This window comes from Rivularia sp. PCC 7116, assembly GCF_000316665.1.
In the GTDB taxonomy this organism is placed as follows: Bacteria; Cyanobacteriota; Cyanobacteriia; order Cyanobacteriales; family Nostocaceae; genus Rivularia.
In genome coordinates, this window is the sequence record NC_019678.1 from 4320071 (window position 1) to 4335029 (window position 14959).

A 14959-nucleotide genomic window follows, 5' to 3' on the forward strand; every position below is an offset into this window, starting at 1 on the left:
AGGTCTAAATTTTAAAAAATGCAGCAGGATAACTAGCTGAAGACAATAAAATTACCTCCAAACAAACACTTTTGCTTCAAAATGTCCTAAGTCAGTCATAATTCCATCATCTCCAGCTTCAATATCATAATTAGCTGTCCATTCATGCCATGTACCCGTAGCAGGAAAATTCGGAACTTTATAACCAGCCAAGAAATTTTCGGAAAAGTTAGCTACAACCACAATACGAGAACCTTCATCATTCCAACGGGTGTATGCTAATACCTTAGCTTCGGGATTTTCGTGAATAAATTCAATATTTTCCCCATATAAAGCATGATTATTTTTACGTAGGTTAATTAAACCTTTGTAATACTCAAATAATCCTCTATTTAAATCATTTTCCAGTAATCCCCATTCAATTTTTGATGATTCTGGAGTCTGAGGTTTATATTCGCCAAATTCTTGCCCCATCCACACCATTGGTACGCCGACTGCTGTCATTAAAATGGCTGCTGCCAACTTTAATCGATGAAACGCTTCCTTATCAAAAACTTCGCGATCGCCCAATTCCACCATTATCCTGTCATGGTCGTGGTTGGTAATATAATTGACAACGTTGGTTGCACCCATGAAGCCTTGACGCTTGCAATCGATGACATCTTTTAGTTCTTCTAAATCAAATTTATCGCCACAAATATGTTCCCGAATGCAATGGTAAAAACTATCGTGCCAGCAACCATCCATTGGACCATCTAAATTTGTAATGCTGGTAGTTTCAGGAATATGTTCGGCAATATTATAGAAAGGTTTTGCACCAGCGGTTTTTTTGGCTTCATCTACTATCCAATGCATGAAATCATAGTTAGCAATTTGCCGCGCTGCATCGTAACGAATACCGTCAATGTGATATTCTTCAATCCAGAAACGTACTGTATCGCCAATAAACCTTCGCGCTGGATAGGTGTCTAAATTATCGTCATATTTTTCATAATTAAATTCTGGTCCCCAGTTATTATCAGGATCGCGGGGTTCGTGGTGATACCAGTAATCGTGGTCGATTTGTGTTAAAGGAGCCGATGCTTCTGAATGATTAAAAATAACATCCATCAACACTCGAATTCCCTTGCCATGACATTCATCAATTAACTTTTTTAAGTCCGCAGTCTCACCATAGCTGGTTTCAGTAGCGAAGAAATGACGAGGATTATATCCCCAGCTATAATCGCCAGGGTATTCTTTAATTGGCATTAACTCAATAGCGTTAATTCCCAACTCTACTAAATAATCTAGCTTCTCGATAACGTGTTGATACTTTCCACGTGCATACTTATCATCTTCCCCACCAGAAAAGTCAGCGACGTGCAACTCGTAAATAACTAATTCATTGTCTGGAGGTAAAGGCTTATCGTCATGAAACCAAACATAGGTATCGACAATTCTTTCCCCATCTTTAATACGAACAATACCATTTTCATAACCACCTAATGCATCAATATCAGTCGCATAAGGATCGGTTACATCTACCCATTGATCTTCTTCAAAAAACCAAGACTTTGAGCGGACTTTAAATTTATATTTATAAACACCGTCTTCTAAATCAACTTTTAAGCGAAAATAACCATCTTCGCCTTTTTCCATTGCGATTGATTCCCAATCTGAGAAGCAACCACTTAAAGCAGCTTCTTTGTTATAAGGAGCAAAGAGCTTGAATTCAATGGGCTTTGCCATAATTGTGTTTAAAACCTAATAAGTATAGAACTAGGCTTAGGAAATAAACATACTCTGCTCTTACTGCTTTTAGCTAATAGTTTGTTATCAATAGCAATCGGCAGTTATCGAGTAAGAAGTATTGTTTAATTACTCTTACCTTGTAATGATTATTTTGCACGTTAAGTTTTGTTAATAAATCTTTCGCCAGGAATAATTTAGGTAAAAACAGCTATTTCTTGAGGAGTATAGTTGTATTACTACCTAATTACTTAAGTACTTGCTGATGGGATTTAAGGCTTATAGGTAAAAGGAAAGGATGCCCCTAATTAACATTTGCGATCAAAATAATCTCTTGTAGATTACCTATTACCTTTAACCTTGATGAATTGCATTGATTCTTCAATAAATACCTTTAATTCAGATAAGAACTCCATAAATAAAGTTGAGATTTGATAGTGTTTTTCTAATCTTCCCTCGGGAGTTTTATACCAGTTGTATCCACCGCAACCCCTTAGCCGTAGACAGCTTTAGCCTAAACTCGAATTGAATTATGGAACCTATTTCTTCTACAAGATTAATTGTCTGACATTAGACAATTTCAGACACAGCTTTTAAGTTTGGGTTGATTGTACAAACCTGACGATAAACTGCGTTCGCTTAACCATTTTTGACTGACTGGTGAGTCGAATAGCCAATTCGTAATTAAATCTCCCCATTTAACGGGCATTTGTAAATGTTCCCATGAGGCTTCACTATTGAGGGATATTCGATGGTACAACTCTTCAGAGGCAAATAATTCCTGGATTGATTGAGCGAGTAACTTTGATTGGCGCTCTGGGAATACCATTGCATTCTGACGATGTACTAAATTGCCGCGAAACATGGGATGGTCGGATGCAATAATCGGAGTATGAGCGCATAATGACTGATAAATTGTAGCTGGACAGCCTTCAGAATATTCATGCCGACTGGGGATAATCACTGCATCTGCATCACGCATTAATTCCATAACACGGGTTTGCGATACTAATCCTAAAAATTCTACTTGTTCCCCGATTTGCAATTCTTCTGCACGACGCTGAAATTTATCGATGTCGCCATTACCCGCTATTTTTAACTTGATTGGTTGGATGTGACGCAGTTGTGCTACTGCTTCGAGAATTTCCCCTACACCTTTAGATTCAATGATTAAGCCTACATAGACCAAGTTTCGAGTCTCAGAGTTTGATGATAAATGTTTGGGCGTGAAAGGTTGTGGGGTAAATTTACGCACCCAATCCCAAGGAATGATTTTATCCGGATTAACACCTATTTGTTGCAAGGAATAAGAAGCATTTAATCCATGATTAGCTACCCAATCTATTTGTTGATGGTTTAATAATTTTTTCCAAGTATAATTTTGAATACGTGATTTCCAACCTCTTGGTACAAAAGAATCCGCAAGTAATGCCATTATTTTGACTTGATGCTTGATTCCCCAGTGAAACATCTGTTTCATGGGGAATCTGACTACTAAGTGAGTCGGTTGTTGACTTTCGAGAATTTCTAAAACTTTATTGGGATTCTGATAGGGTTCAAATCCTCCAGCAATTACTCGCAAATTGGGTTCGATTTTTTCGTTATATACTTGCTTACTGTAACAACAAGCTAGTGTTACTTCATCAATTTGCTGGCTAATTTTAGTCGTAGTATCAATTACATATTTGTGACAATGATAGGTTTCGATTCCATGTTTATGGATCTTATGATATGCCTCACGATAATCGCCAGCATAGTCAATGATTAAAAGACGCATTTATGATCTTTGGGTATTGGGATTTATAAGTAATTTATGTTACTTAAATTTTCATAGGCTGTAAGTAATCTTGAATACAATTGCCATCCAGCTTTGAATTGTATTTATGTGCTTTAGGAAATGCTGGTTTTTTATACAGTTAAGTAAAAATTACTACTCTTGTAGTACTTACGCACTCGTAACCGAAAATAAAGCTTTGCGATGATCCGCACCTTCGGTGAATACTATCTCCATCCGGGAGACGCTCGGCTAGCGCACAGGGAATAATGACGCAAACACATAGTCCTTGCGTAAGTCCTGTTGTAGTTACACACTGTTTGCATAAATCCCAGTTAAATTAGTTGATCGATTGGCAATCCCCGACCTAATCTATAGAAAACAAATATAAATAAAGTTAAAATACCGACAAAAAAGACAGTTGTCTGGAAATCCTGAGCAAAGTAAGCTTTTCGTGCCAAAGCCCGTAAAGATTGACTATATATATAAAGGTAAATCGTTGAAGTTTCAGTCTAAACTCCAGTTGAATTATGGAACTGATTTCTTCTACAAGATTAATTGTCTGAAAATTTTCTAAGATAAGACACAGCTTTTGAGTTTGGGTTGATTATATAAACCTGACGATAAACTGCGATCGCTTAACCATTTTTGATTGACTGGTGAGTCGAATAGCCAACTTGTAATTAATTCTCTCCATTTAACGGGCATTTGTAAATGTTCCCATGAGGCTTCACTGTTGAGGGATATTCGATGGTACAACTCTTCGGAGCTAAATAATTCCTGGATCGATTGAGCGAGTAACTTTGGTTTGCGCTCTGGGAATATCATTGCATTTTGACGATGTATTAAATTGCCGCGAAACATAGGATGGTCAGAAGCAATAATCGGAGTATGAGTACATAAGGATTCATAAATTGTAAATGGACATGCTTCTGGATATTCATGCCAGCTAGGAACAACAACTGCATCAGCATCGCACATTAATTCGATTACCCGTTTTTGAGGTATTTGTCCTAAAAATTCGACTTGTTTGCTTATTTGCAACTCTTTTGCACGATGCTGAAATTTTTCAATCTCTCCACTACCAGCTATTTTTAAATTTATTGCTTGGGTATGACGTAGTTTTGCTATTGCTGTGAGAATATCACCCACACCTTTATCATCCCTAATCGACCCTACATAAACTAATTTTTTAGGTGAGAAACTTGATTTTAACTTCTTAACATTAAATGTTCGTGGAGTAATTTGATGGGGGAAATCCCAAGGAATAATTTTGTCAGGATTTACTCCTATTTTCTGTAAAGAATAACTAGCGTTTAATCCATGATTAGCGACCCAATCTATTTGCTGATGGTTTAATATTTTTTTAAAAGTATAATTTTGAATACGTGTTTTCCAATCTACTGATATAAAAGAATCCGCAAATAATGCCATTATTTTGGCTTGATGCTTGATTCCCCAAAGCAAAATATCTTTCATGGGGAATCTAACTACTAAGTGAGTCGGTTGTTGACTTTCGAGAATTTCTAAAACTTTATTGGGATTTTGATAGGGTTCAAATCCTCCAGCAATGACTCGCAAATTGGGTTCGATTTTTTCGTTATATACTTGCTTACTGTTGCAACAAGCTAATGTTACTTCATCAATTTGCTGGCTAATTTTGCTCGCAGTATCAATTACATATTTGTGACTATGATAGGTTTCGATTCCATGCTTATGAATCTTGTGATATGCCTCGCGAAAATCTCCAGCATAGTCAATAATTAAAAGACGCATTTATTATCTTTGGGTATTGGGATTTACAAGTAATTTATCTTACTTATATTTCCTTACTTAATAAGTATTTTATAATACATTTACCAAGGAACCTCAAATTGTATTTATGTGATTTGAAAAAAAATAATTTTTCTACAAATAGGTACAAATTACTCTTTGCACTTACAAAATATGTTGGAGTTAGAAGGAAGAAAGAAGAAGGCATTCATGCAAAAAACTATGCCCTATCTCCTTTCCGAGACGCTTTACTAGAGGGCACGCTGCGCGCTTCAGTTGTGGGTTTAAAGTCCACTTAAGATAAATATTTATTAAGCATAAAGTCACGCTTCGCGAACAAGACACGTAGTGGCTCGGAAATAATGCGTCATTATTTGCTACCCACGTTTTTAAAGTATGGTTGTTCTTCCTTCGTGAAATACTGTTTGCATAAATCCTAATTAAATTAGCTGATCGATTGGGAATCCCAGACCTAAGCTATAGCGAATAAATATAAATAAAGTTAGAATACCGATAAAAAAGGCAGTTGTTTGCAAATCTTGAGCAAAGCAAAATAGCTTTTCGTGCCAAAGTCCGTAAAGATTGACTATATACAAAGGTAAATCGCTGAATGCAATAACACCGATAGCACCTATCACCCCGAATATTTGATTTGCAGTAGGTACGGCTAAGATGATGATTGCGAATCGGGCAAAGTTACTCTGTGCTGAATATAGAGGTTTGCCAATTGCTAGAAGCGCTGGGCTAATCGTATAAAACAGTAAAGAAAACCACATGCCGCAGCACAAAATAGGCATCATCCAAGTAGCTTCAATATATCTTTGGTCGTAAAGTAAGCCAATAATCAAATCACCAACTGTCACTAATGCAGCTAGGATAACTCCACATCCTAATAATATTAATCGTCTCTGTTTAAGAATCTTGCCTCTTAAAATTTTTCTCGGCAAATCTCGCTGTTTAGAAATAGTTGGAAAAATAACTTTATGACTTAGCTGTCTAATTACTTCTTTGGGAATACTCGCCAAAGTATAAGCTACTGTATAGATACCCAATAATTTAAATGATAGTAACTTAGCTAAAACTAAGCGGTCTGATTGTTCGGCTGCAAACATTAATCCAGATGCAGCAAACATCCATTTACCGAAGGATAAAATTTCTTTAACTGCTTCTTTATTCCACGCAAAGCGATTAACATAGCCCGGTATTAACCAAAAGCTGCTAACTAATTTGTATACTCCTGCTAGAGCGTTTCCAATTGCTAATGACCAAATAGTTGGATAAAAGTAAACCAGTATAATTAAAGTGGCAAAGAAAACTACTTGCAATGCGAGTTCGTAGATTGAAAGCTTACCTAATTCCATACGTCGATGAAGAGTATGAATGCTAGTAGAGCTAAATCCTTCAAAAACCGAGTACAGAACAGAAATCGGGATTAACATTAATAAACGTTTGTCATTATAGAAATATGACGCAGGAAAAGTAATAAATACTACGCAAATTAGCCAAATAATTACACCCCGAATTGCTTGTAAAGTCCAAGCAGTATTTAAAAAATCTCGGTCATCACCTTGTTTACTATTAACTATATTTTGAGAAATACCAATATCTGAAAATAGCTCTAAACCCATTCTAAAAGTTGTAACTAGAGCCATTAAACCAAAAAACTCTGGTTGTAGCAGACGAGTCAAAACTAAATTATTCCCAAATCGGAGAATGTATTTTCCTCCAAAACCCGCAGTTGTCCAAATTGCACCACGAATGGCACGTTGCTTTAAGGATGTCATTTAATTTTATATTCCAGATATACGATTTTGGATTTACCTTCCGCTTTAAAGAAGAAACTTGAAGATATTTGATTTCTAACTAAGATTTAGGAATTTTATATTATCTTTCATTTAAAAGCCAGGATAGAAAATTTTTATCCAAAATTTGGTACGGTTACGTTTTAAATTCAAGGAATGTCTTCGTTGCTTATACATTACGATGGTAGCGTTAACTGATAAGAAAAAGGTAAGAAGCTTGTATCGAAGCAATACTATTGCCGTCTCTACAAGCTTTCGAGTTTAAACTAACTAAAAAGTTTTGAAAAAGGTAACTAGTATAAGTCGGCGTAAATAAGGCAACCATTAAAAATGGCTGAAAAGCCTAGAAAATCAAACTTCTTACTTCTTACTTCCGCGAAGCGGTACTAGTACTCTAAAAAGCCAAAATTGCCGGGTAAAGCTAGAGAGGGGGGAGAAAAAACTTTGTTATTTCCTTATTCACTCCGCATAGTTTCCTTGGTGGAGTACTTGATTAGTCTGGGGTTGCTAACCAGTAATATTTTCAGGATTGCGATAAAGAACTAAGCTGCACCGTTTTTGCTTAATTTAATCACCTTAGCGGGTACTCCAACTGCTATAGAACCAGGAGGAATATTTTTTGTGACAACAGAACCAGCCCCAATCACACTTCCCCTACCAATAGTCACTCCATCTAATATTCTTACTCCCGTACCTATCCAACACTTGTCTTCGATGTGAATACCTTCGCGGCTTAGCCCATAATCTCTATGATTGTTCGCATATAAACTACTATGTGAAGCAATTTGGCAATCTCTGCCAATTTTGATATTACCAGGCCCAGCCATACATACATAAGGTCCAAGGTAAGAGTTTTCGCCAATTTCGATCCAGCAGTCAGAACCCGCCGTCCGAATATCTACACCGCAATCTATGCAAACTCTGTTATCAAGAAATATAAAACTGTTAGCATCTTTAATTTCTAAGCGTGTATTCCGCAGGATTTTAACATGATCGCCAATTTCTATGCCGCCAGCGCCAATAAGTTCAACGCCTTGAAAAATGCTTACTTTTTTACCCATACGAGCCAAGGTTAAAGGATAAATTAGCTTTCTCAATAGGCTTCCAACGGGGTGGGGAATCCATCCGGCAAGGGAAAATGCAATAATTTCTAAAATACGGGATGTATTGGTAGGTGGTCTTGAATAAGACTTCCAATCAACATCAAATTGTGCAGTAGTCATAGTCTGTAAGTTTATAAAACGAGATATTGCGAGATATAGTCTTGCTGACACAGATAGGAATCATATTCAGTATATTGATTTAAATAAATGCATCAAATACTGACAGGAATTTTTATTGATAAGTAAATGATTGCAATTTATCCTGTTTTGTTTCAACTAGTAGTTGAGTGTTATCTATATTTCCAAATTGTGAAATTAACTTTGTAGTTAAATCTTGAACATACTTGGCATTATTATGTTTGCTTCGTACAAATTCATAACCCAATTGAGCTTGTTGTTCGGCAAGTTGAGGATTATGTAAAAGTTTGTTAATTGCTTGCTTCAATTCTAAGCTATCGCCAGTTTTTACACCAGTTACTATGCCTAAGTCAATCAATTGATTGATAATTCCAGGTTTTGGCGAACGAGTAATAATAATAGGTCTCCTGCACGCCATCGCTTCAAACAAAGTGCTTAGCCCAGCTTGATAATTATTCTTTAAAAGAGGTAAAACAACTAGGTCAGCATCGCAATAAAGTTGTACCAAATCGCACCATTCGTAAAATCCACGGTACATATTTTTTGGCAAGACTTTAGGAAATGTGACTCTGGATGAAGTTCTATTAGGTGAAAAAGCACATATTTTGACATCAACATCCATATCTTGAGTTGCATTAGCCAAAGTTTCATAGTCCCGCTTTTCCATGCCACCACTAGCAATTAAAGGGCGTACCTTTTTATGTGATGGTGGTTTAGGAGTGAAGAAAGATGTATCCGTCGATGGATGGTAAGCAATTTTGAAAATACGATTTTCTGATAATTTTAAGTAACGTTTTAGAAAGTTTTCTTGCGGCGTAGTACCCGTAACAAATAAATCAATTGAGTCGGCGAACTTGAGTAAATTCAAAGCTAGCAAACCTTTCGGTCGATTTAGATTGTGAAAAAGTACGGCTATTTTAGGTCGGTTACGCTTTTGACTGCAAAGAGTCGCAATAGGGATACCTAAAGGTTCGCCATCGCAATATATAACATCATTACTATCAAGTTGTTCCGATAATTTACGCGCTAAAGCCCAATGCTCGGGAAAGCCAAAAATTCTTGCTAAACGTCTATCTTTTGGCAAAACTTCTACATCGATTGGCTGATGAATGTTAGCTTTTAGAACTTGACTCATGTCCCACATTACATGAGCGGGGTGCTGTCCTAATTGGTTTTTAATGGCAAAAGTTTTTATATCATCTACTGAATTAAGTGCTATATGGTAGTTCACTTTTTTATCCTTGAATTTTATTTACTAGATAGAGGCGTGTCATTTTGTAACTATTCTTCTTGAAGAAAAATAGCTGATAAAAGTTATAAAGCTAACAAAAGATTCTGGCTATTTTTTGTTGGCGAAAGTAAAAAATACTACTTATAAGTATTTTTTTTTACTCAATAGACACTATAAATAAAAAACAGCTTATCCGGTAGTAAATCAGATGTTTTTATTTTAAAGTTTTGATGAATTTATTAATTAATATAGAAAGTTATGGGCAAATTATTTAAACAAGCATGGCTATGGAGGAAGCTGTACGAATATGTTTTAATAGAGCAATATGCAAACAGCAATCCTTTTATAGCTTTTAGTTTATTCCTATATCCAGGCAGGTTTATCTAATTCATATTAGATACAGAAATTTTTTCCCCGTGCTTAGTTTTAACTTCCAAAGTAATTATTTTGTCAAAGAAAATTGCTTTTCCTGATATTCGGGACGAATTGACTCTACGCGATTTTGTAAAGCACTATTCATGACTCGATGAAGTCTTGCTGCTTCATGGTATATGTTGAAATCTATTTCAACTTTTGCACGTCCGGCTTTACCAAAAGCTGCTCTTAATTTGTAGTCTTTTAGTAAGTCTTCGATTCGCTCCGCTAAAACCTTAGAATCTCCAGGTGGAACTAAATAGCCATTAATGCTATCTTCCACCAACTCGCTAATGCCTGCAATTTGAGTAGCTACCACCGGTACACCAGCAGCCATTGCTTCCATTAGCACCACCGGTATTCCTTCCGCAAAACTCGACATTACAAATACATCGGTGTTTTGAAAATATTCTCTGACTTCAGCTTGAGATTTATAGCCAACGAATTCTACATTCTGGCTTAATCCCAACTTAAATGTCATATCTTCTAACTCTTTTCGATCTGAACCATCACCAACTACAGTTAATACTATTTGAGGGTGTTGCTGTTTCAAAATAGCTAGACTTTCGAGCAAAATTGGCAATCCTTTCGCTCCTGCTAGTCTACCTACATAAAGTAATCTTGTACCCTGTTGCTGATGAGAAACTACATCGAATAAAGAGGGATCTACTCCGCAATGGATTATATGCATTTTATTCCACATTTCCATGGGTGCGAAAATCATTCCTTGGCTGCGAGCATAGTTACTAATACAACTGACAAACAACGCCCGCTTTATCTTTTCATCAAGTCGCCATTGATACGGCTTAAAAAAAATATAAGGTCCGTGTAAGGTGAAACTGTAGCTGAAACCTCCCATTTTTGCTGCCAGCATTGCTACTGTACCGCTAGCTTCAGCAATATGGTTATGTAGATGTTCAATTTGTCTGCGCTTTATTTGGTTAGCAACAATCCCAGCTTCCAAAAAGTAGAAGAGCTGATAGAATGCGCCTCGCAATCCAGGTTGACTTATAGACCATGCAAGCCTTATACTCTCTAGGTATTTACCAGGAAAATTAAATAGTAAATTTAGATGCGCTAAAGTTAAATCAATAATATTCGGAGGGAGAATATAAAAAGTGCGATCGCGCTCTATTTTTTGTTCTTCTCCAACAATATGTTCATCACCGGTGCGACGAATCGAGAATGTATGTACATCAGCCCCCATCGAGCGTAAATTGGCAACTTCTCGTTGAATAAAAGTATCTGTGGCTCTGGGATATTCGCCAGTTAAATAAGCAATACGCATAGTTTATTAATAGTTACCAGTGAGTAGTTAGCACTTACTAAGCTGATATACAGTCGCCATCGTATTTCAGCAAAAATTAAAATTATTGTGGTGCTGTCGGACACCAAGGCTGTTGTATACAAATTAAATAGGCAGCAGCAAGGCTGAATATTTACAAATCTTATTTTCTAGCTCTTTATTTCTAATTCCTTACACTCTTCAATCTGTAATAGTTCCTCGTTACTGCAACTGCGTTGTAGTGCTGTATCAAGGGAGTATTTTGGTTTCCAGTTTAAAATCTCTTTTGCACGGACATTGCTGAAGCGGAAGTGCTTAAATCTAGCATCTAGAATTACCGGATTTGCAATTCCAGGTAATTTTGCTTTTCCTTTAAATATGACTTTATTGCACTTCCAAATTGTCCAAGCTATTGCACGCATAAGCGTCCAATTGACTGGAACCATTTTAGGTAGAGGATATTTATACTTTTTTAATTTTTTAACATAAGCTCTTTGAGTTGGTAAGTTGTCATCAACAATATTGATAATTTGACCGATTGCTTGATTGCGCTCCGCAGCCTGAACGATTGCGATCGCGCAATTTTCGACATATACCAATGGCATTGTGGCATAACCACCAATTCGCAACCATAGATTTTTAGTTAATTTTCCACCGAGTAGAGAATTCCATAAGTTATCTCTCCCGTAGATTAATCCAGGACGAATAATTGTAACCCGAGCATTATGGGTTCGTTCAAACTTTCGTACTAATTCTGATTGAATTAGTTTGGTTTGAGCATATTCATCCCGTTCTAAAGGGTTGCTTTCAATCAGTGATTCTTCTGTGAGAGTAGTTCCTAATGGACTACGAAAATAATCATACACTGAAAAGGTACTGATATTAACCAGCCGCATAATATTTGCTGCTTGCATGGCATCAAGCAAGTTTTGAGTAGCGGTTACAGTACCGGCAAATCGAGTATTAAAATCTCCTTCTTTAACCGCAGCTAAATGAATTACAGCATCTACAAGCCCTAATGCATCAGAGATGCCGTTTTTATTTAACAAATCAAGACGAATAAATTCAACGTTGGGATGATTATGCCAAACTAAGCGTTTTTCGTTTGTCTGAGGACGAACAACGGCGCTTATTTGATGTCCGTTTCGCAATGCTTGGGCGACAACATACTGTCCTAAAAATCCTGATGCACCTGTAACTAATAATTTCATATAGTCATCGTCTCATTTAAAGTATTTGAAATCTGTAAATACATAAAAAAAGGGATCTAAATTATTGAGAATTTGTGTTAATGCCAATAATTTTCCTAATTTTATTAATTCTTACTGTTTTCAACTAGCAGAAATAGTATTTTTGTACTCGACAATAGTGGATTGTCGTTTTAATAGCTTAGAAATAAAAAACTTGATCTGACCGATTAATATAGGATATTTATCTAATACGCCGCAAAATATGGCGTAAGAAACAGCATCTTTTGACTTAAAGCCTTTATTTAGAGTCATTCGGTAAACTTTGAAAGCTAATAGAGCATACACTATCAAAAGCAACAAAAAGCTCAATCCTTGAGTAGGCACCAAAGTTATTAAAGCCATTACAGGCAAAAAGAAAGCCCAAAACCAGCACCTTAAGCTTTCTCTTACCCAATGTCGTTCGCGGCTAGAACCGTGCAGCCACATACCTTCTGCGTAGGCATGACCGTTACGAATTTCGCGTTTCCACCATTGGCTAAAGCGGAGGATTTTAGCATCATGGTATGTCATATCCGCATCCAGACGTAAGATGCGACCCTTTTCTCGACGCAACCTGACACATAATTCTGGTTCTTCTCCAGCAATTAAAGTCGGATTGAAACCTCCTACTTTTTTAAAGGCTGCTACTCGCATCATGGAATCACCGCCGCATGCTTGTGCTTCACCTACAGGAGTATTCCATTCCACATCGCAAAGCAAGTTATAAACAGAGCTTCCGGGAAATTCTTCGCGGCGACGACCGCATACAACTACAACATCGGGATGTGCGATTAATTCGCTTTGGGCAATTTTCAACCATCCGGGAGCAACCAAACAGTCTCCATCTACAAACTGAACAAACTCGGTATCCGGTTCTAACTCTAAAAGATAAGAAAAACCAGCATTTCTTGCCCGAGCGGCAGTAAATGGTATAGATAAATCTAAATCGACTACATAGACTCCAAGAGAACGAGCAATTTTGACACTATCATCTGTCGAACCCGAATCAACATAAACTACAGTTGTTTGTTCTTCTACAACCGATAGTAAAGATTCTTTAAGACGATTACCTTCATTACGCCCGATAACTACAACCCCTATTGAATTCATCTATAGCTCCATAAATTAATTATTGTGCACATTGTGCAACAAGATTTATCAAACACAGTAAAAACTGTTAAGTGTAAGTTTATGTTTAAGTTTTATTTTAGTTATGATTAGAATATGAATGCCTTTGATGCATCATATAATTTTCTTCCATCTCTTCATCTTCATTATCTTCACTAATAGATTCTTTTTGACTCAAAGTGAAAGTAGTAGTCAGAAATAAGACCCAATATATATTGCTTTGATAAATTAATAAACTTTCTGTGACATTATTCATTATCAACAGTAATAAAAAAGTTAAAGGAAAAAAATCTTCTGGATTATGGCTTGTATAAGCCCGCTTTAATGCACGAGCAAAACTGACCAAATAAGTAATCAGAAATAATGCTAAACCAACGAAACCAACATCAACAGCTAAATCGAGAAAACCATTGTGACCGTGAGGTGGAATCCAGCCAGTTTTGATTGCTTGACCAGCTTCAAATGCATAAGCACTTTTAGGAGCAAAAAATGCTCCACGTCCATAACCAAAGAATGGTCTTTCCATTAATCTTGAAATCATTACTCCCCAAACAGGAGTTCTTCCCGTTAAAGTTGCATCTCTTCCCAAACCAGTTAAAAGCTCTACCCAATAAGCAAAAACGAAAATGCTGACACACCCTAAAATTAATATGCCAACATCTAGTAAAACTACGCTGATTTTGCCTTTCCAGCGAAAGTTTTTATAGAAGAAGACAATTGATATTAATAATAAAGAAATAACTAATGAAGTTTTAGAAGTTGAAAGCAGTATCAAGAAAACTGAAAACATCATCCCAAAATACTTATATATTTTGAGATTTTCTTTCGGTAGTGCAAAAAATGTTAAGCACATCAAAATCATCATGCCACCAAAATGATTCTTATGCCCGTATAATCCTTTTAACGCTCCTGCATGGACATCTGAGTGAATCGCGACGTTAGGTAATGCAACAACACAAAATATACTAGCTATAGCTCCGATTAACAAAGTAAATGCAATTAATTCTACTTGTTCTTTTAAACTAAATCTTGTTGCAAAATATAGACCGAAGCAGGTAGTCATCAAGATATCTCTTGAAGTAAAGAATGTCACATCTGGAAATTGCGACCAAATAAATGAAAAATAAGCTATAGCTACTAAAATAAATAGTAGTAAATTTTGACTGATTTTGATTAGCGTATTTTGCCAAAGGAGTAATACTAAAAATGCTGATATTCCCCAAGTAGAGAATCTGAATAACGAAACAATACTTTGTGGAAGCACAATACCTAAAGAATCTACCCCGAATACTCCGCTGAAGAAAGTTAAACCTATAAATATAAAACTTTTTTCTAATAGTCTAATAATTTGACTGAATATTTGTTGAGTCAT

At 36.3% G+C, this 14959-nt stretch carries 10 protein-coding genes; all 10 read right to left on the reverse strand.

Translation table 11 applies throughout. From position 1 onward, the window contains the following. Window positions 1-51: 51 nt before the first annotated feature. The 10 genes from RIV7116_RS16835 to RIV7116_RS16880 all read right to left on the reverse strand — a co-directional run bounded on the left by RIV7116_RS16835 (window position 52) and on the right by RIV7116_RS16880 (window position 14959). A complete protein-coding gene (locus RIV7116_RS16835) occupies window positions 52-1710 on the reverse strand; it encodes an alpha-amylase family glycosyl hydrolase (RefSeq protein WP_015119502.1) in 1659 nt (552 codons plus the stop codon). Between the two features lie 580 nt (window positions 1711-2290). Next, the gene (locus RIV7116_RS16840; RefSeq protein ID WP_015119503.1) at window positions 2291-3487 is read right to left on the reverse strand and encodes a glycosyltransferase family 4 protein; all 1197 of its coding nucleotides are present in this window, start codon (window positions 3485-3487) and stop codon (window positions 2291-2293) included. Between the two features lie 570 nt (window positions 3488-4057). Further along, entirely contained in the window at window positions 4058-5260 is a 1203-nt protein-coding gene (locus RIV7116_RS16845) for a glycosyltransferase family 4 protein (protein WP_015119504.1), read from the reverse strand. Between the two features lie 437 nt (window positions 5261-5697). Further along, window positions 5698-7041 carry an oligosaccharide flippase family protein gene (locus RIV7116_RS16850; RefSeq protein WP_015119505.1) on the reverse strand — a complete coding sequence of 448 codons (1344 nt, stop codon included), beginning with the start codon at window positions 7039-7041 and terminating at the stop codon, window positions 5698-5700. Between the two features lie 560 nt (window positions 7042-7601). Beyond that, window positions 7602-8282: a DapH/DapD/GlmU-related protein gene (locus RIV7116_RS16855; protein ID WP_015119506.1), complete on the reverse strand. Its 681-nt coding sequence runs from the start codon at window positions 8280-8282 to the stop codon at window positions 7602-7604. 112 nt (window positions 8283-8394) lie between these two features. Further along, window positions 8395-9531 carry a glycosyltransferase family 4 protein gene (locus tag RIV7116_RS16860; RefSeq protein WP_015119507.1) on the reverse strand — a complete coding sequence of 379 codons (1137 nt, stop codon included), beginning with the start codon at window positions 9529-9531 and terminating at the stop codon, window positions 8395-8397. 442 nt (window positions 9532-9973) lie between these two features. Further along, the gene (locus RIV7116_RS16865; protein ID WP_015119508.1) at window positions 9974-11233 is read right to left on the reverse strand and encodes a glycosyltransferase family 4 protein; all 1260 of its coding nucleotides are present in this window, start codon (window positions 11231-11233) and stop codon (window positions 9974-9976) included. 167 nt (window positions 11234-11400) lie between these two features. Further along, window positions 11401-12441, reverse strand: a complete 1041-nt coding sequence (locus RIV7116_RS16870) for an NAD(P)-dependent oxidoreductase (RefSeq protein ID WP_015119509.1) — start codon at window positions 12439-12441, stop codon at window positions 11401-11403. A 120-nt stretch (window positions 12442-12561) separates the two neighbouring features. Continuing rightward, the gene (locus RIV7116_RS16875; protein WP_015119510.1) at window positions 12562-13569 is read right to left on the reverse strand and encodes a glycosyltransferase family 2 protein; all 1008 of its coding nucleotides are present in this window, start codon (window positions 13567-13569) and stop codon (window positions 12562-12564) included. 97 nt (window positions 13570-13666) lie between these two features. Further along, complete coding sequence (locus RIV7116_RS16880) at window positions 13667-14959, reverse strand: O-antigen ligase (protein WP_015119511.1); 1293 nt, start codon at window positions 14957-14959, stop codon at window positions 13667-13669.